The sequence below is a fragment of the Kitasatospora sp. NPDC086801 genome, assembly GCF_044745805.1.
In the GTDB taxonomy this organism is placed as follows: domain Bacteria; phylum Actinomycetota; class Actinomycetes; order Streptomycetales; family Streptomycetaceae; genus Kitasatospora.
This window is the reverse complement of sequence record NZ_JBIVAX010000007.1, coordinates 190,887-210,130: the sequence shown is the minus strand read 5'-3', so window position 1 is coordinate 210,130 and position 19,244 is coordinate 190,887. Positions and strand designations below refer to the sequence as shown.

Genomic DNA, 19,244 nt, shown 5'->3' with positions numbered 1-19,244 from the left:
GACCCGGCAGCCGTGCCCGACGACGCACACCTGGAGGCGGCCATGCCCACCCTCGCCCTCGATGCCACGACACTGGAGAAGCTCGTCTCCGCGGCGGTCGCGGCACCCTCGATCCACAACAGTCAGCCCTGGCGCTTCCGGCTCGAACCGGCGACCTCGACGCTGGAGGTCCGGGCCGTGCGTGATCGGGCCGTCCCGGCGGCCGACCCGCAGGGCCGGGCGCTGCACATCTCCGTCGGCGCGGCCGTGCTCAACCTGCGCGTCGCCGCCCGGCACCTCGGCTGGGCGCCCGATGTCCGGCTGCTGCCGGATCCGGCCGAGCCGGACCTGTTCGCCGCCGTCCGGCTCGACACCCCGGCCACGGCGCCGGTCCCGGGCACGGAGCAGCTGTACGAGGCGATCTGGCACCGGCACTCCATCCGCACGCCGTTCACCGGCGAGCCGGTCCCGTCGGCCGTCCTCGACGAACTGGCCACGGCCGCCCGGGCCGAGGAGGCGACGCTCCACCTGCCCGACCACGCGGAGACCTCCCGGCTGCTGCAACTGACCGCCGAGGCAGAGCGCCGCAACACCACCGACCGGGCCCAACGCACCGAGAGCCGCGACTGGATCCGCACCGGCGACACCCCGCCCTACGGCATCCCGGTGGCCGCGCTCGGCCCGCAGGACCTGGACGGCCGCCTGCCGATGCGGGACTTCGCCGCTCTCCGGGCCGCAGAGCACCAGGCCCCCGCCGCCTTCGAGCACGAGCCGCGGATCGCCGTGCTCACCACCGAGCACGACACCCCGACGGACTGGCTGCGCGCCGGGACCGCCCTGGAACACGTGCTGCTCACCGCCACCGTGCGCGGCGTCCGGGCCTCCCTGCTGCACCAGGCGATGGAATGGCCCTACCTGCGCTGGGAGACCCGCGACCCGCGCCAGCGCCCCGGATTCGTCCAGATGTTGATCCGGCTCGGCTACGGCCCCGAGGGCGCCCCCACCCCTCGCCTGGCGGCCGGCCACGTGCTGGACTAGTCCGTCGACAGCGGGACCTGCCAGACCAGTTCGGTGCCGCCCTCGGGCCGGCTGCGGGCGGTGAAGGTGCCGCCCAGGGCGGTGGCCCGGTCGGCCAGGTTGACCAGCCCGCTGCGCCGGCCGCCGTCGGGCAGACCCACCCCGTCGTCCCGGACGACGAGCGTCAGCTCGGGCCCGGCGGTGATCGACACGTCGACCGCGCCCGCCTTCGCGTGGCGGGCGGCATTGGACAGGGCCTCCTCCAGGACGGCGACGGCCGCGTCCGAGACCTCGGCCGGCACCGCGGTGTCGAGCAGGCCGGTCGTCCGCAGGGCCGGGGAGAACCCGAGTGCCCGGGTGGCGTGCTCGACCACCTGCGCCACCCGGGAGCGCAGCCCGGCCGAAGCCGGGCCGGACTCGCGCAGCCGCAGGCCGAAGATGGTGGCGCGGATCGTCCTCGCCGTCTCGTCCAGGTCGTCGATCGCCCGCAGGACGCGTTCGGTCGCCTCGGGATGGTCGATGAAACGGGTGGCGCCCTGGAGCGTCATCCCGGTGGCGAAGAGCCGCTGGATCGCCAGGTCGTGCAGGTCGCGGGCGATCCGGTCACGATCCTGCAGCAGCGCGATCTGCTCGGAGTCGCGGCGCCGCTCGGCGAGCTCCATCGCCACCGCCGCCTGGGCCGCGAAGCCCAGCAGCGGACCGGACTCGTTCTCCTCGAACAACGGGGCGCCGGCCACCCGGGCCAGCATCAGGACCCCGCGCACGCCCTGCGCGGTGGTGCCGATCGGCACCGCGACGGCCGGGCCGAGTCCCTCCCAGCGCGGTGGGCCGGCGGTGACCCTCGGGTCCTTGCGGACGTCCGGGCTCACCACGAGGCCGCCGGTGCGGACGGCCGCGCCGACGAACGAGCCCTCCACGGGCAGCACCAGGCCGCGGTGCTGCTGCTCGCCGAGACCGACGGCGGTCCGCACCTCCAGGTCGCCGGTGCCCGGCAGCGGCAGCGCGACGACGGCGAGGTCGGCGCCGACGATCTCGGTGGCCCGGGCGAGCAGGAGGTCCAGCACCTCCTGCTCCGCGCTGCCCGACAGGAGGCTGCTGGTGATCTCGGCGCTCGCCTCCAGCCAGCGCTCCCGCCGCCGGGCCCGGGCGTACAGCCGGGCGTTGTCGATCGACACTCCGGCGGCGACGGCGAGGGTGGAGAGCACGGACTCGTCCTCGGCGTCGAAGTCGCCGCCGCCCCGCTTCTCGGTCAGGTAGAGGTTGCCGAACACCTTGCCCCGGATCCGGATCGGCACGCCCAGGAAGGTCCCCATCGGCGGATGGCCGACCGGGAAGCCGTAGGAGGCCGGATGGTCGGAGATCCGGGCCAGGCGCAGCGGTTCGGGGTGGCGGATCAGCTCGCCCAGCACCCCGTGCCCGGACGGCAGGGCGCCGATCCGCCTGACCTGTTCGCCGGTCACCCCGACCGGGATGAACTGCGACAGCCGCTGGTCCTCGCCGATCACGCCGAGCGCGCCGTACTCGGCGTCCACCAGGGTGACCGCCGCCTCCACGATGTGCCGCAGGGCCTGGGCCAGCTCCAGGTCGCGGCCGACCGCCAGCACGGCCTCCAGCAGGCTGTGCACCCGGTCGCGGGTGCCCCGGGCCGCGTCCAGCCGGGCCTGGAGTTCGTCCAGCAACTCGTCCAGGCGCAGCTTCGGCACGGGGGCGGGACTCTCCGGTGCGCTGCCCAACGAAATCCTCCACGGCTCGCCCGACGCCACTGACCAGCCTAGGCCCGCCCGGCCGGCCGTGCCGGACACGCAGGGGCCGATCGGCCCAGTCACAGGACCGACCGGGCCCCTGGCGGCGACCGCGGCCGCGCGGAAACCTGGAAGGTGCGGGCGGACCCGGCCCGGCTCCGCCGCCCGAGAGGAGTGGTCAGGGCATGAAGGCACTCAGCTACCACGGAACCGGCCGCCGTACCTGGGGCGACGTCCCCGACCCCGTCGTCCGTGATCCCGAGGACGCCGTCGTCCGGGTGGACGCGGTCACCATCTGCGGTACGGACCTGCACATCCTCAAGGGCGACGTCCCCGAGGTCACCGGGGGCCGCGTCCTGGGCCACGAGGCCGTCGGCACCGTCACCGGGACCGGGCCGGGCGTCCGCACCGTCACGGCCGGAGACCGCGTCCTGATCTCCTGCATCTCCGCCTGCGGCCGCTGCGCCTACTGCCGGACCGCCGGCTACGGCCAGTGCACGGGCGGTGGCGGCTGGATCCTCGGCCACCTGATCGACGGCTGCCAGGCCGAGTACGTCCGCACCCCCTTCGCGGACACCTCCCTGCACCCGCTGCCCGACGGCGTCACCGACGAGGACGCCCTGCTGCTGGCCGACATCCTGCCCACCTCCTACGAGGTCGGCGTCCGCAACGGCCGGGTCGGCCCGGGCGACACCGTCGCGATCGTCGGAGCCGGGCCCATCGGACTCGCCGCGATCCTCACCGCCCGGCTCTACAGCCCGGCCCGCATCATCGCTGTCGACCTCTCCCGGAGCCGCCTCGACGCGGCCGGGCGCTTCGGCGCGGACACCGTCCTCACCACCGCGGAGGCCACCCCGGACGCCGTCCGGGAGCTGAGCCGGGACGGCCTCGGCGTCGACGTCGCGATCGAGGCGGTCGGCGTCCCCGAGACCTTCGAACTGTGCACCCGCCTGGTGCGCCCCGGCGGCCGGGTCGCCAACGTGGGCGTGCACGGCCGGCCGGCGGTGCTCCACCTGGAGGACCTCTGGATCCGCGACGTCACCATCACCACCGGCCTGGTCGACACGTACAGCACCCCGATGCTGCTCGGCATGCTGGCCGTCGGACGCCTGGATGTCGCGGGGCTGGTCACCCACCGTTTCGGCCTCGACGAGATGCAGGACGCCTACGACGTCTTCGCCGACGCGGCCGACACCGGGGCCCTCAAGGTCGCGCTCTTCCGGACGTGACCCCTGCCCTACGGAGGCGCCGCCACCATGACCGACCGTCCTGACACCACCGACACCACCGACATCGCCCGCCGGATCGTCGAGCGCCGTGACCAACTCGGCTTGAGCGAGCAGATGCTGGCCCACGAGGCGGCCATGGCGCCGACCTATCTGCGGTACCTGCTGAAGGCCGGCCCGGAGTTCGACCCGCCCGGGTTCGTCCGGATCGCCGCCGCGCTCGGGCTGACCTGGCCGGAGCTGCTGGAGGGCCATCGCGCGGACGCCCCGCCGGGGTGGTCGAGGCCCGCCGCGCGCCCGCTGCCGCTGCACCTCACCGAACCGCAGTGCTGGGAGCTGGTCGGCACCCACGGTATCGGCCGGATCGGACTGCCCGGCCCGTCCGCACCGGCCGTTTTCCCGGTCAACTTCGCGGTGGACGCCGCAACGATCGTCTACCGTACGACTCCCGGTGGCGCCGCCGCCCCGCCCGACGGTTCACCGGTCTCCTTCCAGGTGGACCACATCGACGACCGCCGGAGCCGGGGCTGGAGCGTCCTCGTCCTCGGCGAGGCCCGGCACGTCCACGAACCGGACGAGGAGCGACGGCTCTCGGCCCTGCCCGGCGCCACCCCGTGGGCCGGCGGTTCCCGGCCACTGTGGGTACGCGTCCGCCCGGACAAGATCACCGGCCGCCGGATCGGCAGCTGGTGAGCATTGACGCCAGATGGCCTGGAGGAGCTTCTTGCGCCCGCCGTCAGCGGCCGGGGCGCTCGACCGCCCTCGCCTTCGAAATCAGGCCGTCAACGCTACCGGCATCCGGGCAGCAGTAGTGAGGTCGCCGTCGGGGTCTGCTTGACGGCCCTTCAGGTGCGCTCGTCCGGTTGTCTCCTGCTCGGCGTGGTGCTCGTCCCCGAAGTGCTGCTCGTCCCCGAACCCGACGGGGCTGGGGAAGCCGAGGCGTTTGCGGCCGCGCCGGGTGCTCCGGACCGCATCGACGCCCTCGTCGGGGTGGCCAGGAAGACCGTGGCCAGGGTGAGGGCGGCGGCCAGCCAGGTGGTGGAGTGGAAGGCCTCGGCGAAGGCCCGGGCGGTTTCCGGGGAGGCGCCCGCGTCCAGCGGGGACGACGACGTGCCCGGGGGGAGGAGCAGTCGGTAGGTCACCGTGGTGACGGTGCCGAAGACGGCGATGCCCAGGCCGGCGCCGGCCTCGTAGGAGACGGACTCGATGCCCGCTGCCGCGCCCGCTTGGGAGGAGGGTGCGGTGGTCATGATCAGGTTCGAGGCGACCATCTGGACCAGGCCCTGGCCGAACCCGATCAGGGCCAGCCCGAGCGGGACCACCGTGCCGGACGCGACCAGGACGTACCCGGCCGCCGCGAGCAGCAGGCCGGCGGGCACGCCCGCACGCGGTTGTCCCAGCCGGGCCAGGAGCAGTCCGCCCACGGGCCCCGCCACCGTCGCGGCCAGCGGCATCGGGATCAGGTACAGCGCGGCGGCCTCCGCCGACAGCCCTTCGGCGATCTGCAGGTACTGCACCAGTTGGAGTTCGAAGCCGACCATCACCAGCACCGGCAGCACCGAGGCCACCACTCCGGCGCGCAGCCCGGGCAGCCGGAACAGTGACAGGTCCAGCATCGGGTGCGGCATCCGTTGCTGCCGTCGCACGAACAGAACCAGTGCGGTCAGGCCCAGCGCGGCCGGGATCGCCACCTCCGGGAGCCCGACGCCGTCGTGGGTGAAGGCGATGATGGCGTAGGCGCAGCCCAGGAACCCCGCCATCGAGAGCAGGGGCGAGGTGGCCTCCCAGGGCTGCCGCTCGGACTCGACCTCGTTGCGCAGCAGCAGCGCCACGGCGGGCACGGCCAGTGCCACGATCGGCAGGTTGACCAGGAAGATCGAGCCCCACCAGAAGTGCTGGAGCAGGAAGCCGCCGGCCACCGGCCCCAGCGCCGACGCGCCGGCGGCGACCGCGCTCCACGCCCCGATGGCCACCGCGTGGTCGCGGCCGTCGCCGAAGGTCTGCCGGATCAGCGCCAGCGTGGCCGGGATGATCATCGACGCGCCGATCGCCAGCAGTGCCCGGGCGCCGATCAGGGCCGGCGGGTTCGGTGCCGCCGCGCACAGCGCCGAGGCCGCGCTGAAGACCGCCAGCCCGGCCAGCAGCAACCGCTTGTGTCCGATCCGGTCGCCCAACGGCCCACTGACCAGCACCAGTCCGACCATCAGGAGCGAGTACACGTCGACCGCCCACAGCAGTGCGGTCGGGGACGCCTGCAGTTCGTGGGCAAGGGTCGGGACGGTGATGGTGAGGATGGTGACGTCCATGGCGGCGGGCAGGAAGCACAGCAGCACCACGGTCAGCACCAGCCAGCGCCGGGCCGTCCCGACCACGGGCAGCGTGCTGCTCACCGGCCGAGGTCCAGAGCCGTCCTGGCTCTGGTGATCAGGTCGTGCAGCTCGGCCAGACTGGGGGCGTAGAACATGCAGCTCAGTCTGCCAGTGTGAAGGTCCGTCAGCTCGGTCGGGACCACGCCCCGTTCGGCGTGTCGGGGCGAGGCCACCAGCGGTCCGAGCAGGCGCAGCACGTCCGGCAGGTCCAGCCCGGCCGGAAGGCCGTAGAAGTCGTAGTTGCCGACCGCGTGGGTGTCGAGGTAGCCGGGGCCGATGAGGTGCTCGCCGAACTCGTGCACGTGGCTCGACCCGGTACGGCGGGCGTTGAGGTCGTGCAGGTAGACGACGCCGTCACGGGCGATCGCGTCGATGCCGAAGCGCCCGCGGTAGCCGCGCCGTTGCATCTCCTCGGCCAGCCGGAGTCCGCCCTCGGTCAGCGGGCGGTACCACCAGGCGCGGCGCAGCTCCCGCGCGGTGACGTTGCCGCGCAGGTGGGTGGCGCCCTCGAACAGCATGTCGGTCGTGTAGCAGAGGTGGGGCGGGGCGTCCGCGGGCACCATGTACTCCACGGACGGGAAGGTGACGTCGCCGTCGAGGAACTCCTCGACGACCACCGGGTCCTCGCCGTAGAACGTGCTCCCGGCCAGGCGTTCGGCGATGTCGTCGTCGCCCGGCCGGAAGATCAGCAGGCCGAGGCTCGCCTCCCCGCGGTCCGCCTTGACGATGCACGGCGTGCCGGTCGCGAGCATCTCCCGCACCGCCGCCGGCACGTCCTGCTCCCCGGCGCAGTGCGTACCGGGCGGGATGCGGCAGAGGCCGTCGGTCATGCCGAGGTCGGTGGCCAGGTCGCGCAGGCCGGTCTTGGTGTCCAGCAGGTCGCGCAGGGCCTGCTGCGGCGGGCTCTCCGGCAGCTCGGTCACCACGTCGTACCGGATGCGCAGGGCCTCGGTGAACCGCCACAGGTCGGCGGTGGTGGTGTGCGGGATCAGCCGGAGTCTGCGCCCCGGCCCGGCGTGGGCGGCCACGGCGGCCATCAGCTCGGGATCGGCGAGCATGTCGGCGAACAGCGAGCCGGTGCGGCCCGCCGGGCTGAGGTTCACCACACCGTCGATCTCCAGGAACTTCCGCTGCCAGTCCAGGTCTCCGATCGGCTCGTAGGTGATGAGCATCTTGTCCAGCGGCCCCCAGAACAGCGCCTGGTCCTGCTGGGCGTAGCACTCCGACAGCAACGCGTCGATGTCGTCGGCGCGGACGGCGAAGTCGCGCAGGGTGTCGACGGCGTTGCTCACGCAGAGGGTGGGTACGGTCACGGCTTCTCCTCGTGCAGATCGTGCAGCAGTCCGTTGCCCTGGGACACCAGGTCGACCGCGGCCGCGACCACGTGCCAGAAGAGGTCCTCGCCCAGGGCGGCGGTGGCGCCCGAAGTGCTCGACAGGACGCCTTGGTTGGTCGTGCGGCTCACGTCGGCGGGGTGCAGGTAGATCCCCGGGCGGGGTGGGTCGGCGTGGTCGGGCCGGGCGGCCGAGACCAGGTCGGGGCGGAGGTAGAGCATCAGGCTGGTCTCGGTGATCCCCGCGTGCTCGGCGTGCCACCCCGGGAAGAGCGGCACGCGCCCGGCCAGCCAGTCCGGGTCGACCAGGCTCCACCAGCTCAGCGCGATGAACTCCTTGCCCGCGGCCGCCGGCCGTCGGCCCACCTCGTCGAGGGCCTCGAAGAGGAACGGCTCGTTCTCGAAGTGGCCGTTGACGACCAGCAGTCGGCGCCACGGCAGGGCGCACAACGACTCCAGCGCGTCCTCCAGGAAGGCCAGCAGGGAGCGGCCGCGTACGTGGACGGTGCCGGGGAAGGCCAGGCCGCCGCCGCTCTGCGGCAGCGAGCGCGCCGCGATGGACTGCACCGGCAGGGCCAGGGCGGTCAGCTCGTAGGCGATCTGCCGGGCGAACGCGTCGGCCAGCACGGTGTCCACGGACAGCGGCAGGTGCGGGCCGTGCTGTTCGATGGCCCCCACCGGCCACACCAGGGTCTGCCCGGTGGTGGCCGCCAGGACGTCGGCGCTGCTCAGGTCGCACAGTTGCGGCCCGGACGCCCGGGGGGTCACGACTGCACCCGCTCGGACCGGTCCGCCGCGGTGACGGGTGCGAGGCCGCGGCCGGTGTTCCCCGCTGCGGTGGTCTCGGCCACGATCCGGGCGAGCGTGGGGTACATGTCGGTGTGCAGCGCGGTGTACACCTGGGCCGCCACCGCGCCGACCTCCAGGTAGTCGTGCACGTCCCGGCCCGACTGCACGCCGCCGGAGGCCAGGACGGGAAGGGTGAACCCGGCTCGGCGCAGCTTCCACAGGGAGGCCAGTACGAGCGGCTTGATGCCCGGTCCGGAGTAGCCGAACACGCCGCCGAGTTGGAGGTCGCCGGTCTCCGGGTGCACGGCGGCGGCGGGCAGCGTGTCGCTGATGGTCACCGCGTCCGCGCCGGCCCGGGCGGCGGCGAACGCCCGGGCGTGGAGGCCCTCGCCACTGGCCAGTTTGACCGAGAACGGCACCCGGGCCGTGGCGCGGGTGGCCGCGGTGTAGGCGTGCACGCGCTCGGGGGTGTCGTCGAGGCCGTCCTCCTCGTTGAGGCAGGAGATGCCCAGTTCCAGCGCCCGGCAGCCCGCCGCCTGCGCCCGGGCCGCCAACTCGGCGAGCTCGTCCGGGGCGTCGGCGTGCAGCGACGCGATGACCGGCAGCCCGTCCCGTGCCAGGTCGCGCAGGATGCGCAGCCAGTGCTCGACGGAGCGTTTGGAGTAGGTGGTGCTGTTGATCATTCCGGTGGGCAGCCGGACGAGGCGCTCGTCCAGGCCGATCGGCGGGTTGGGGTGGATGGTCTTGGTGACCACCGCGCCCGCGCCGGCGTCCAGTAGCCGGCGGATGTTGCGTTCCTGGTCGGTGAGCAGGCCGGAGCCGACCACGACCGGATTGGCGAGGTCCATCCCCAGCAGGTGTGTCGAGGCCGCCATGTCAGGCCGCCGCCCTGGTCCGGCCCAGGGCCGCGAGCACGCCGTCGACCAGCATCGCCGGGTCCTCGGCGATCTCCTCGGTGGACAGGAACGTTGCGGAGGCGACCTGGGCGAGCCCCTTGAGCAGGTGGCTGGCCGACTCGGCGAAGGGCTGGTCGGTGATGCCCACGATGGGGCGGCCCAGCGCGCTGGCCCACCCCAGTTCGATGTGCGTGCCGTCCGTGCGCAGCAGGGTGCCGTCGAGCACCGGCAGTACCGGCACGAACACATCGCATTCGCGCATCCACGCGTAGTCGCGCACGGACACCTGCTCGGGGGTGAACGAAGCGGTGTCGGCGCCGAACCGTTCCGCCACGTGGGCGGACAGCACGGTGGCGCCGGCCTTCCGCGACTGGTCGATGGTCAGGCTCAGGACGTCGTGGATCGGCGCCGCCATCCCGCCGGGCACCAAGGCGTGCTGGATCGGTCCGCCGATGAATACGGTGACGCCGCGCAGGGCGTCCGGGGTGACACTCATGACTTTCGAGGCTCCTTCGAAAGAGTCTGCCGACGGCCGTGCAATCGGGCGGACTCCGGTCAGAAGAAAGATGCAACGGGCGGCGCAATCAGATAGTGCGCCTAATCAGATGGCATGCTTGTAGCGAGTTTTAGGGATCTCGAACATGAGGCCCAATGGTGTCGCCGGGGCCTGATTGCCTGCCCGTTCCCGCACTCTGCGTCCATCTGGACAATTGGGCGGCTCAAGGCTAGTTCGGGGCGATTCGCCACCGCAAGCGACATACGCGCCAGGAGGATGCATGGGCAAAAATGGACAAAAGGTTGGAAGTGGCTACTCGGCGGCCGATTCGGGTGAGCCCGGGAAGCGTCCGTCAGGCTAATTTCCGAGGGTACGCGCACTTGTGGTCCGTGAATGGCCGAATCGCCGTCGAACCATCGTGCGAAATCCTCGTGGATGTCGGCGCTCGAAGGTTCAGGGCGAGTAGATCGAAGGTGCGGGGCGGGTAAGTCGAAGGCCATTGACAGGTGGTAGAACCCCGGCTAGCTTCGATAAATGTGAATTGCTGGCGCCGCCTTGTTTTCGATCGGCGCCGGCCCGCTTTCGGTCCGACCGTTGCCGCGATCTCACTCTTCTCCCCGCGCGGCGGACGCCCGGGCCGTGGCCTGTTCGAATGAACCCACCCAGAGGGGAAGTTCTGGTGAACTCTTTGCAGACCATCAAAAGAATTCTGCACTCCGAGGTGCTGGTGGAGGTGCCGATCGACCAAATGCGGCTCGACGACAGGCTGCGCGAGAACTACGGCATGGACTCGCTCGGTTTCGTGGAACTGCGGGTGCAGTGCGAGGAGGCGTTCGACATCAGCATCCCCGACGAGGCCATCGCGGCGGGGGAGTTGTCCACCCTCGGTGATGTGCTCGTTCTGGTCGAGCGGCTGTCGGGGGCCGACCGCCCCCCGGCCACCACGTGAGCACGGCCCCGGTCGCCGGTGACGACCACGCCGGGGACCGGACCGGTGTGCTGTCGCGCGGCACGGACCTGCACCTCGACCACTACGGGGCGGCCCGACTCCCGTTCGCCTGCGTGGGCGGGCGTGGCCTGCACCTCGACGTGGTCGACCTGAGCCCGGAACGCCGGGGCCGGCGGCTGCGGTTGCTGGACGCCAGCGGCGGCTACGCCAGCGCGACCCTGGGCGGCGACCACCCCGTCGTCCGAGCGGCGCTGGCGCGCGGCACCGGAGTCGGCAACGTCACCGACGAACTGGGCTCGCTGGAACGGGCGGAACTCCTCGACCGGCTCTTCGGCCCCGGCGGGTTGTGGACCGACCACTTCCCCGCCGGGCGGTACCGCGTCAGCGGACGCAACTCCGGCTCGGAGGGAAACGAGTTGGCGCTGCGGCTCGTGCTGGAGTCCCGCTTCGACGGCCGGCGGCTGTGCCACCGCACGGGCAAGGAACGGCGCGACACCATCCTGGCCTTCCACAGCGCCTGGCACGGCTGGACCAGTGGGCTGGTGCAGTTGCTCAACCGCAGGTACTACCGCGCCGGGCTGCCCGCCCCGGACACCGCCGGCCCGTACGGCGTCCGGGTCCACCACATCCCGTTCGGCGACCTCGACGCCCTGACGGAGTACTTCGCCGCGTCCGCCGACCGGCTGCTGGCCGTCGTGGTCGAGCCGATCCAGGGCGACGCGGGCATCCTCCCGCCGCCGCCCGGATACCTGCGCGAACTCGCGCGGCGGTGCACGGCCGACGGCGTGCTGCTGGTGGCCGACGAGGTGCTGACGTTCGCCAAGACCGGCGGCTGGTTCGCCATGCGCGACGCGGACGGACCGGTGCCCACCGACATCACCGTCATCGGCAAGTTCCTGGGCATGGGCACGGTGTCCACCTCGATGGTGATCGCCCGCAAGGAGCTGGCCGTCCGCTCCTCCGGAGCCGTGACCACCTCCGATCTACGGCCACCGACCTGTGCGGTGATCCGGGACGGCATCGAGCACATCGAGACCGAAGGGCTGCTGCGACGGTCGGCCGACGTCGGCGTGAACCTGGCCAAGCACCTCGACGACGCCCTGGTGGGTCGCCACCCGGACGTGTTCACCGAGGTCCGCGGGAGCGGGGCCATGTTCGGCGTGGAACTGACCGCCGCGGCGGCGGACCGGATCGGCGCGCTGCGCCGGGAGTTGATCGAAGCGGGCGTGTACGCGGAGTTCATGGCGGGCGCGGGCAAACGCTCCGGCGGCCGACGCTACGTCCACCCCACCCTGCGGATCGTGCTGCCGCTGATCACCACCGGGACGCAGGCCGACGAGATCGTGGACCGGGTGGCGGCAGGCGCCCGGGCACTTCGGTGAGCGCAGGGTTCCGCACCCGGGTCGAGCACGTCGACACCGACGCGACCGGGATCGTGCACTTCTCCCGCTACACCTCGCTGATGGAGACCGCGGGCACGGAACACCTCGAAGCGCACGGCGCGGGTCTGACCGCCTTCAGCGCGGCGGACGTCGACCTGGTGGTCACCGACCTGCGGGTGAGCTATCTCAACAGCGCCGTGTACCGCGACGTGATCATCGGGGACACCCGGGTCGACCACGTCGGCGCGGCCTGGTTCGCCCTCGCGGTACGTCTGCTGCGCGAGGAGGAGGACGGCACCCGCACCCCGCTGGTGACCGGCGGCCTCGTCTTCGCCGCCGTCGCCCCCGACACCCGGCACCCGGTGCCCCTACCGGCACCGCTGCGACAGGCCCTGAGAGGAATCGTCCCGGATGCGACACCCGAACGAATCGGCACCCCCTCCCGCCACGGTCCGCGAGGCTCGGCCGCTGGGCACCTCGGCCATCGCGGCCCTGGTGCGCGGACGCCACCCCCGCCTGTTCATCGACCGGGTCCTGGACCATGAGCCCGGCGTGTTCCTGCGCAGCATGTTCGCCGTCTCGGCGGAGATGGGCGCGCTGTCCGGGCACCTGCCCGAGCGAGGCCTGACCCCGGGGGTGATCCTGCCCGGCAGCCACACCATGCAGGCCTTCGCCCAGTCCGGCGTGCTGCTCTACCAGTTGAGCAGCGATCCGCTCGCCGACGACGAGGTCACCCTGGTCGGCACGGTCAAGTCCCGCTTCCTCGCCCCGGTCGTGCCCGGTGACCAGGTCGTGCTCGACGTACGCGCGGACCGGCTGTCCGGCCATACCTTCGCCTTCTCCGCCGCGGTGACCGTGGACGGCCGCTCGGTCGCCGGGTTCCGCGGCGCGATGAGCCGGGCGAAGGTCGATCCCGCGCGGGCCCGGCCGTGGTGACCCCGGTGATCACCGGACTGGCCTGGGACACCCCGCTCGGCCGGGACCGGGAGGCGGTGTGGGAACGGCTGTGCGCGGGCGATTCGGCCCTGGCGCCCGTCCACTCGCCGCACCCCCTGCGCAACACCGCCGCCGCCGTCATCGCGTCGGTGCCGTACGGGACCAGGGCGGGCGAGCGCCAGCGGGTGCTCGCCGGGCGGACGCTGTCCCGCGCCTTCGCGGACGCCGGCCTGGCCACGACCGACCCCGGGGTCGGCCTGGTGCTGGGCACCAGCTTCGGCGCCTGCCTGGACGAGGCGGAGCCGACGCTGCACGCCTGGGCCGACGACGCGGCGGCGGGCATCGGGCACCCGGGCACGCCGGTCTGCGTCATGACCGCCTGCTCCGCGGGGTCGGACGCGATCGCCGTCGCGCACGCCCTGGTGCGGTCGGGAAGACGGCGGGCCTGCGTGGCGGGCGGGGTGGACGTGGTCACCGAGGCCAAGCGGCTCGGGCACTCCGCGCTGGGCACGATGAGCCCCACCGGCCTGCGGGCGTTCGACCGGGCGCGCGACGGGATGCTGCTCGGCGAGGGCGCGGCCTTCGTGGTGGTCGAACACCCCGACTCCGCCCGGGAGCGTGGCGCCCGGGTGTACGCCCGGCTGCGCGGGGTCGGCGCGGCCAACGACGCCGCCGGGCTCACCGCACCGGACCCGTCCGGGCGCGCCGTGCTGCGCGCGGTCGAACGCTGCCTGGCATCCGCGGGCCTGGCGCCCGCGGACATCGCCGTGGTCAACGCCCACGGGACCGGGACACCGCTCAACGACGAGATCGAGGCGCGCAGCCTGCTGGAACTGTTCGGAGACGACGGCCCGTTGGTGTTCGCCACCAAGGGGGCGCTCGGGCACAGCCTGGGCGCGACCGGGGCCATCGAGGCCGTGGCGACGGTACTGGCACTGCGCCACCGACGGGTCCCACCGGTCGTCGGGCTGCGCGATCCGGTCGCACCGCTGCGGCTGGCCACCGGATCGGCGCAGCCCGTCGGCGCCGGCGCCGGACTGAGCCTGACGCTGGGGTTCGGCGGCTTCAACACGTGCCTGCTGTTCGAAGCTTTCGCATCGTTCGAAGGGGTGAGGACGTGACACACGTGCCGCCGAGCGCACGGGTCCTGGGCTCGGCGACGGTGGCCGCCGACGACCCGGACGAGTACGCGGTGAACAAGCCGTCCTTCTACGCCGACCCGGCGGCCTGGCTGGTCGCCGAGACCGTGGACCGGGCGCTGGCAGGCTGCGCCGAACCCGTGCTCGACGACGCCGCCGGCACCGGGATCCTGGTCATGAGCGCCACCGGGAGCGAACGGACGATGCGCCGCATCGCCGACTCGGTCCCGAGGTCCCGGGTGTCACCCCTGCGCTTCGCCGGAGCGAACCCGGGAGTGCTGGCCGGGCTGCCCGCCCTGCGCCACGGGCTGCGCGGGCCGTCACTGCTGCTGGCGGCGCACCCCGACCGGGCCACCCCCGTCGCGTTCACGGTGATCGACGGCTGGCTCGCGGACGGCCACGCCCGGCACGTGCTCCTGGTCGGCCTGCGATCCACCGCGGGAGGCGGACAGCTCTGCCGCTGCCTGGTCCTGACCAGCGCCCGGGAGGACCGGTGAACAGCCCCACCCACTCCGAGGTGGCCGACTTCCTGACCAGGGTCGACACCACCCCGGCCCGTGCGGACGACGGCGCCCCGGCCGGGCTGGACGACGTGCTGGCGGACCTGGCCGGACTGGGCCTGACGCCGGGCGACGCGGTCGTGCTCTGCCTCACCAGCGGAGTCGAACTGCTGCGCGTGCTGCTCTCCTCGCTGCTGCTGGGCCTGGTGCCGCTGGCCGTGCCCCCGAGCACGCCGTGGCAGCGGGTCCGCGCGCTGGCGGGGCACGTCGGGGCCGGCGTCGTGGTGACCACCCGACGGGCCGGGACCGGGGTGCGGGTGCCGGTGGGCGGCGCGTTCGCGGTACCGACCGGGCACCCCACCACCCCGTACGGGCCGGGCGAGATCCTGCTGTCCACCTCCGGCACCTCCGGGATGTTCAGCGCGTGCGTGCACCGGGTGGCCTCGCTGCTGCACAACGCCCGCCTGCACGCCGGGGCCACGGGCATCACCTCGGCCGACACCCTGTTGGTGAACCTGCCGCTGTACTACTCCTACGCCCTCGTGGCGCAGGCGCTCGCCGCTTACGTGACCGGGGCGCGACTGGTGCTCGACGGACCGCCGTTCTCACCGGCCGCGTACCGCGACGCGGTCACCGCCCGCGGTGTCACCCACTCGGCGGTGACGCCGACGATCGCCCGCCAACTGCTGGCCGACCCCGGGCCCGTGCCACGTGGCCTGCGGGCACTGGCGGTCGGCGGGGACCGGCTCGCACCCGCCGAGGTGGCGGACCTGTTGGCCGCGCGGCCTTCCGCGGAGCTGTACCTGACCTACGGGCTCACCGAGGCCGGACCGCGCGTGTCGACCCTGGCCGCGCACGCCGAGCCCGCACACCGGTACGGCTCGGTCGGCCGCCCGCTGCCGGGGGTGCGCGTGTCGCTGCGCGACGTGCAGGGCGACGTGGGCGAACTGCTGGTCGAATCCGGCACCGTACTGCTGCGACGGGTCGGGCAGCACAGCGGCAGAGTCCTGCTGGGACCGCGGACCATCGCCACCGGGGACGCCTTCTCGATCGACGACGGCTACCTGACCTTCCACGGACGCCTGTCGGACTTCGTGGTGCTGCGCGGCGAGAAGGTCTCACTGGACACCGTCCGACAGGCCGCGCACGCCATCCCGGGGGTCGTGCACTGCGTGCCCGAGGTGGTGGACGAGGACGGCACGCACGTACTCGACGTCCACCTGTCGGTCACCGCCCCCTTCCCCGGCGGGGAGAAGGCGGTCCGCCACCTCCTCAACTCCCAACTGCTGCCCGCCGAACGCCCGCGCGCGGTCTTCATCTCCACCGCCGACCCGGAGGCCTTCCGCAAATGACCCTGCGCCTCGGCTGGACCGTTCCGACGACCCTCTCACCCGCCGGACTGCGGGAGTTCGCGGTGACCGCGGAGAGCCTCGGGTACGACCACCTGTCCGTCCCCGAACACCTGGTGTCCGGCGTTCCCGCCTACGAGAGCCTGACGCTGGTGGCGTTCCTGGCAGCGGTCACCACCCGGATCGAGCTGGCGACCGCGATGACGATCCTGCCGCACCGCCCGGTGGTGCTCGCCGCCAAGCAGGCCGCGCAACTGGCCCACCTCAGCGGCGACCGGCTGCGGCTGGGCGTCGCCATCGGATCCGACCCCGCCGAGTCCGCCGCCCTCGGCGTCGCCCCGGAAAGCCGTGCGGCACTGTTCGAGGAACAGGTCCGTGCGCTGCGCCTGCTGTGGACGCGGCCGAACGCGGACTTCGCCGGCGAACACGTCGCGTTCTCCGGCGTCACCCTCACCCCCCGGCCGCGCCCGGTACCCCTCTGGATGGGCGGCGGCACCCTGCGCACCGGGGGAAGACCGGGCTCACTGCGGCGGATCGCCGCCCTCGCCGACGGCTTCACCATGTCCGGCCTGCTCGCCAACCGGGTCAACCGCGGCGCCGCGCTCATCGCCGAACTGCGGACGGCGGTGACCGGAGCCGGCCGCGACTGGGCCGCCTTCGGTGTCGAGGCCCGCCTTCGTCCTGCCCCCGGGCGGCCGGACACCTGGCGTGCCCTCGCCGACACCTGGCGGTCCGCCGGCGCCACCCACCTCACCGTCACCACCGACGACCTCACCCTGCTGGCGCCCCTGCACGCGGCGCTGACCGGGTAGTGCCCCGGCTCGGGACACGAACCGCTGCCGGGGCCTCGGCGGATCATCGCACGGTCTTCAGAGGCGGGTACCGCCCGGGGGGGGGGCCGGGGGGGGGGCGGGGGGGCCCCCCGGGGGGGGGGGGCGCGGGGGGGCCCCCCCCCCCCCCCCCGCCGGGCGGGGCGGTCAGAGCGGCAGGCCCCGCCAGCCGCCGAAGGCGGTGGCCGTCGTGCCCGTGCGGTAGTGGACGCGGCCGTCCGTACCGATGGCGAAGACGTGGAGGACCCCGTCGCCGTCGACGAGCGCGGCCGGGTAGTCGAGGACGGTGCCGCCGAGGTCCTGCCAGGAGCCGTAGCCGGAGTTCGGGGCGGTCTGGGCGGTGGTGCTCACGCCGCCACCGCGGTTGCGTTCGAACAGGACGACCCGTCCGTCGAGGGTGGCCGCCGCCGGCTCGCCCACTCCCGCGTCCCCGCCGAGGGGGGCCGGGGACTGGCTCCACGAACCGCCGGGCCGGGTCTGGTAGCTGACCAGCATCGCGCCGGTGCCGACCTCGCGGTAGGCGAGTTCGATGCGGCCGTCCTCGTCGAGCGCGGCCTTGGGCGGGCTCGCCGGCCGGGCGCCCGGGATCGGGCTCGGGCCGTTGAAGCTGCCGTTCGGGGCGCCCTGCCACCAGCCGAGGACTCCGGTGCGGGTGCTGGCGAACACCTCGATCGCCCCGGCGCCGTTGCGGATCGCGGTGACCGGGTCCTGGAGGTCGGTGCCGCCCAGGTCCGCCCACGTGCCCGCCCACGCGCCGCTCGGAGTGGTCTGCCAGGTGCTGCTGAGGCCGCCCCCGCCGTTCTTGACGAAGATCTCCAGCCGCCCGTCCTGGTCGTTGGCCACCACGGGCACGCCGACCTGGTCCTCCTTGCCGATCCCGGCGTTGGGGTTGCCGTGGTCGGCCCAGGTGTTCCACCACCCGCCGTTGGGCGTGCCCTGCGGCAGGGAGATGATGTGGTGGTCGGTCAGGCGGCGGGCGAAGACCTCCAGCCGGCCGTCGGCGTTGGTGCCGACCGCGATGCCCGGCGCCAGCCGCCCGCCCGGGTCGGCCATCGGCAGCGGACCGCCCCAACTGCCGTCCGTCCGACGCCAGTACGTGTGGAGGGCGCCGGCCCGGACGACGAACACCTGCGGCCGGCCGTCCTGGTTCAGCCCGGCCCAGGAGGTGCCCCGCGACCAGCGGTAGTACATCCGGGCGAACCAGGTGTCGGAGTAGGCCCCCGAGTGGTCGTGGCTGGCGTACTCGGAGACGACCACGCCCTTGGCGCCGGTCGTCGCCGGGTCGAGGTTCACCGGGGAGTCGCCGATGTTGTAGTCCCGGTAGTTCACCTGGATCAGCGTGCCGCCGTACAGACGGGCCGCCTCGCCGGCGAACTTCGCGGCGGCGACGTGGTCCGTGTGGTCGCCCGCGTAGCGGCTGTCCGGGAGTTCGTCCTGGGCCCGGAGCACGGTCGGCCGGTACGTCACCATCAACTGCCGCAGCACCTCGGTGACGTCCGCGGCCGTGTAGGTCGACGGCCCGGACAGCGGGCTGCCGACCGGGACGACCGTGGTGTCGGTGCCGCCGGCCAGGACGCCGCCGAGCTGGGCGTCGTGCAGGTTGAGGAAGATCAGGTGCACCGGCCGCCCCTTGAGGACGTACCGTTCGACCTGCTTGCCCGCGACCGTCCACGCCTCGACCGTCCAGTGCCCGACCTCGTCGGTCGCCGGGTCGGTGTCACCGACCCCGGCCATCCGGGAGTAGGCGTTGACGGCGCCCATCTGCCGGTTCCAGGTGCGCAGCGGCTCGCCGGCGGTGTCCCAGCAGACCGAGGTGCACGGGTCGCCGGTCGCGTTCCCCGCGGTGACGAACACCGTGACGGACGGCGTGCCGTTGGCGAGCGCGTTGGACAGGTCCGGGTTCATGAACAGGATGTCGTCGTCCTCGTGCGCGACGACCTGCATGAACAGCGGCCCGGAGCCGGCGGCCGCGGCCGTACCCGTATCCGTGGCCGCAGCCGCGCGGGTCGCGGTCCCCTTGGCCAGGACGGGCGCGGCGAGGGCGGTGAGCGCGACGGAGGTGAGGAGTTGCCGTCGTCCGATTGCCATGAGAGTCCCCCCAGTTCGAGATCTGCGTGTGGTCATGACAAGAGGAGGCTAGCGCATTGTCGAGCGGGTGATGCCCTGGACTGCGGATCGCAAATTTCCGACGGGAAAAGTCAATTGACGTGTGATCAGGCCACTTCGTCCACTTCCTGCTCGATTCTGGGCGACGCCGGCGATCCGGCATCCGACGGAGCCGCGGCGCAGGTGCGGTTGCGGCAGGATGCCTG

Annotated in this window: 18 protein-coding genes; 11 read left to right on the top strand and 7 right to left on the bottom strand. The window is 73.3% G+C overall.

What is annotated here, in order from left to right; translation table 11 throughout:
* The first annotated feature begins 12 nt into the window (after positions 1–12).
* Positions 13–1,017: an Acg family FMN-binding oxidoreductase gene (locus ACIPLC_RS11975; protein WP_400472835.1), complete on the top strand. Its 1,005-nt coding sequence runs from the start codon at positions 13–15 to the stop codon at positions 1,015–1,017.
* Here ACIPLC_RS11975 and ACIPLC_RS11970 read toward each other — a convergent pair.
* Positions 1,014–2,729, bottom strand: coding sequence for a GAF domain-containing protein (locus ACIPLC_RS11970; protein WP_400472834.1), 1,716 nt, complete (start codon positions 2,727–2,729; stop codon positions 1,014–1,016). The genes ACIPLC_RS11975 and ACIPLC_RS11970 overlap by 4 nt on opposite strands.
* A gap of 194 nt (positions 2,730–2,923) precedes the next feature.
* On the opposite strand from ACIPLC_RS11970, the gene ACIPLC_RS11965 reads away from it, so the two are divergent.
* The gene (locus ACIPLC_RS11965) at positions 2,924–3,967 is read left to right on the top strand and encodes an alcohol dehydrogenase catalytic domain-containing protein (RefSeq protein ID WP_400327607.1); all 1,044 of its coding nucleotides are present in this window, start codon (positions 2,924–2,926) and stop codon (positions 3,965–3,967) included.
* A gap of 27 nt (positions 3,968–3,994) precedes the next feature.
* The gene (locus ACIPLC_RS11960) at positions 3,995–4,657 is read left to right on the top strand and encodes a pyridoxamine 5'-phosphate oxidase family protein (RefSeq protein WP_400472833.1); all 663 of its coding nucleotides are present in this window, start codon (positions 3,995–3,997) and stop codon (positions 4,655–4,657) included.
* 152 nt (positions 4,658–4,809) lie between these two features.
* Here ACIPLC_RS11960 and ACIPLC_RS11955 read toward each other — a convergent pair whose 3' ends face one another.
* The 5 genes from ACIPLC_RS11955 to ACIPLC_RS11935 are packed head-to-tail and all read right to left on the bottom strand — an operon-like array spanning position 4,810 to position 9,847.
* Complete coding sequence (locus ACIPLC_RS11955) at positions 4,810–6,354, bottom strand: MFS transporter (RefSeq protein ID WP_400472832.1); 1,545 nt, start codon at positions 6,352–6,354, stop codon at positions 4,810–4,812.
* Complete coding sequence (locus tag ACIPLC_RS11950) at positions 6,351–7,646, bottom strand: hypothetical protein (protein WP_400472831.1); 1,296 nt, start codon at positions 7,644–7,646, stop codon at positions 6,351–6,353. The genes ACIPLC_RS11955 and ACIPLC_RS11950 overlap by 4 nt, the downstream gene beginning before the upstream one ends.
* Positions 7,643–8,434 carry a creatininase family protein gene (locus ACIPLC_RS11945; RefSeq protein ID WP_400472830.1) on the bottom strand — a complete coding sequence of 264 codons (792 nt, stop codon included), beginning with the start codon at positions 8,432–8,434 and terminating at the stop codon, positions 7,643–7,645. The genes ACIPLC_RS11950 and ACIPLC_RS11945 overlap by 4 nt, the downstream gene beginning before the upstream one ends.
* Positions 8,431–9,330, bottom strand: a complete 900-nt coding sequence (locus tag ACIPLC_RS11940) for a dihydroorotate dehydrogenase (protein WP_400472829.1) — start codon at positions 9,328–9,330, stop codon at positions 8,431–8,433. The genes ACIPLC_RS11945 and ACIPLC_RS11940 overlap by 4 nt, the downstream gene beginning before the upstream one ends.
* Position 9,331: 1 nt before the next feature.
* A complete protein-coding gene (locus tag ACIPLC_RS11935) occupies positions 9,332–9,847 on the bottom strand; it encodes a nucleoside 2-deoxyribosyltransferase (protein WP_400472828.1) in 516 nt (171 codons plus the stop codon).
* A gap of 679 nt (positions 9,848–10,526) precedes the next feature.
* Between ACIPLC_RS11935 and ACIPLC_RS11930 the strand changes: the two genes are divergently transcribed.
* Genes ACIPLC_RS11930 through ACIPLC_RS11895 form a run of 8 tightly spaced genes read left to right on the top strand, consistent with a single transcriptional unit; the run spans position 10,527 to position 16,914 of the window.
* On the top strand, positions 10,527–10,796 hold the full coding sequence (locus ACIPLC_RS11930) for an acyl carrier protein (protein WP_400472827.1): 270 nt from the start codon (positions 10,527–10,529) through the stop codon (positions 10,794–10,796).
* A complete protein-coding gene (locus ACIPLC_RS11925; RefSeq protein WP_400472826.1) occupies positions 10,793–12,178 on the top strand; it encodes an aminotransferase class III-fold pyridoxal phosphate-dependent enzyme in 1,386 nt (461 codons plus the stop codon). Before ACIPLC_RS11930 ends, ACIPLC_RS11925 begins: the two co-directional genes overlap by 4 nt.
* Positions 12,175–12,723 carry an acyl-CoA thioesterase gene (locus tag ACIPLC_RS11920; RefSeq protein WP_400472825.1) on the top strand — a complete coding sequence of 183 codons (549 nt, stop codon included), beginning with the start codon at positions 12,175–12,177 and terminating at the stop codon, positions 12,721–12,723. The genes ACIPLC_RS11925 and ACIPLC_RS11920 overlap by 4 nt, the downstream gene beginning before the upstream one ends.
* The gene (locus ACIPLC_RS11915) at positions 12,674–13,114 is read left to right on the top strand and encodes a 3-hydroxyacyl-ACP dehydratase FabZ family protein (protein ID WP_400472824.1); all 441 of its coding nucleotides are present in this window, start codon (positions 12,674–12,676) and stop codon (positions 13,112–13,114) included. The genes ACIPLC_RS11920 and ACIPLC_RS11915 overlap by 50 nt, the downstream gene beginning before the upstream one ends.
* Before the next feature lie 5 nt (positions 13,115–13,119).
* Positions 13,120–14,235, top strand: coding sequence for a beta-ketoacyl-[acyl-carrier-protein] synthase family protein (locus tag ACIPLC_RS11910; RefSeq protein ID WP_400472823.1), 1,116 nt, complete (start codon positions 13,120–13,122; stop codon positions 14,233–14,235).
* Positions 14,232–14,750: a polyketide synthase gene (locus tag ACIPLC_RS11905; RefSeq protein ID WP_400472822.1), complete on the top strand. Its 519-nt coding sequence runs from the start codon at positions 14,232–14,234 to the stop codon at positions 14,748–14,750. Before ACIPLC_RS11910 ends, ACIPLC_RS11905 begins: the two co-directional genes overlap by 4 nt.
* A complete protein-coding gene (locus ACIPLC_RS11900; protein ID WP_400472821.1) occupies positions 14,747–16,105 on the top strand; it encodes a class I adenylate-forming enzyme family protein in 1,359 nt (452 codons plus the stop codon). Before ACIPLC_RS11905 ends, ACIPLC_RS11900 begins: the two co-directional genes overlap by 4 nt.
* Complete coding sequence (locus ACIPLC_RS11895) at positions 16,102–16,914, top strand: TIGR03619 family F420-dependent LLM class oxidoreductase (RefSeq protein WP_400472820.1); 813 nt, start codon at positions 16,102–16,104, stop codon at positions 16,912–16,914. The genes ACIPLC_RS11900 and ACIPLC_RS11895 overlap by 4 nt, the downstream gene beginning before the upstream one ends.
* A gap of 165 nt (positions 16,915–17,079) precedes the next feature.
* Here the strand turns inward: ACIPLC_RS11895 and ACIPLC_RS11890 are convergent, their stop codons facing one another.
* Positions 17,080–19,020 (bottom strand): PIG-L family deacetylase, encoded by a 1,941-nt coding sequence (locus tag ACIPLC_RS11890; RefSeq protein WP_400472819.1) that lies wholly within the window; start codon positions 19,018–19,020, stop codon positions 17,080–17,082.
* Positions 19,021–19,244: the final 224 nt, after the last annotated feature.

Bases quoted from the DNA above. Each gene is read 5' to 3' on its own strand.
- ACIPLC_RS11965 (WP_400327607.1), top strand. From the start codon at position 2,924: ATGAAGGCACTCAGCTACCACGGAACCGGCCGCCGTACCTGGGGCGAC.
- ACIPLC_RS11960 (WP_400472833.1), top strand. From the start codon at position 3,995: ATGACCGACCGTCCTGACACCACCGACACCACCGACATCGCCCGCCGG.
- ACIPLC_RS11940 (WP_400472829.1), bottom strand. From the start codon at position 9,330: ATGGCGGCCTCGACACACCTGCTGGGGATGGACCTCGCCAATCCGGTC.
- ACIPLC_RS11935 (WP_400472828.1), bottom strand. From the start codon at position 9,847: ATGAGTGTCACCCCGGACGCCCTGCGCGGCGTCACCGTATTCATCGGC.
- ACIPLC_RS11895 (WP_400472820.1), top strand. From the start codon at position 16,102: ATGACCCTGCGCCTCGGCTGGACCGTTCCGACGACCCTCTCACCCGCC.
- ACIPLC_RS11890 (WP_400472819.1), bottom strand. From the start codon at position 19,020: ATGGCAATCGGACGACGGCAACTCCTCACCTCCGTCGCGCTCACCGCC.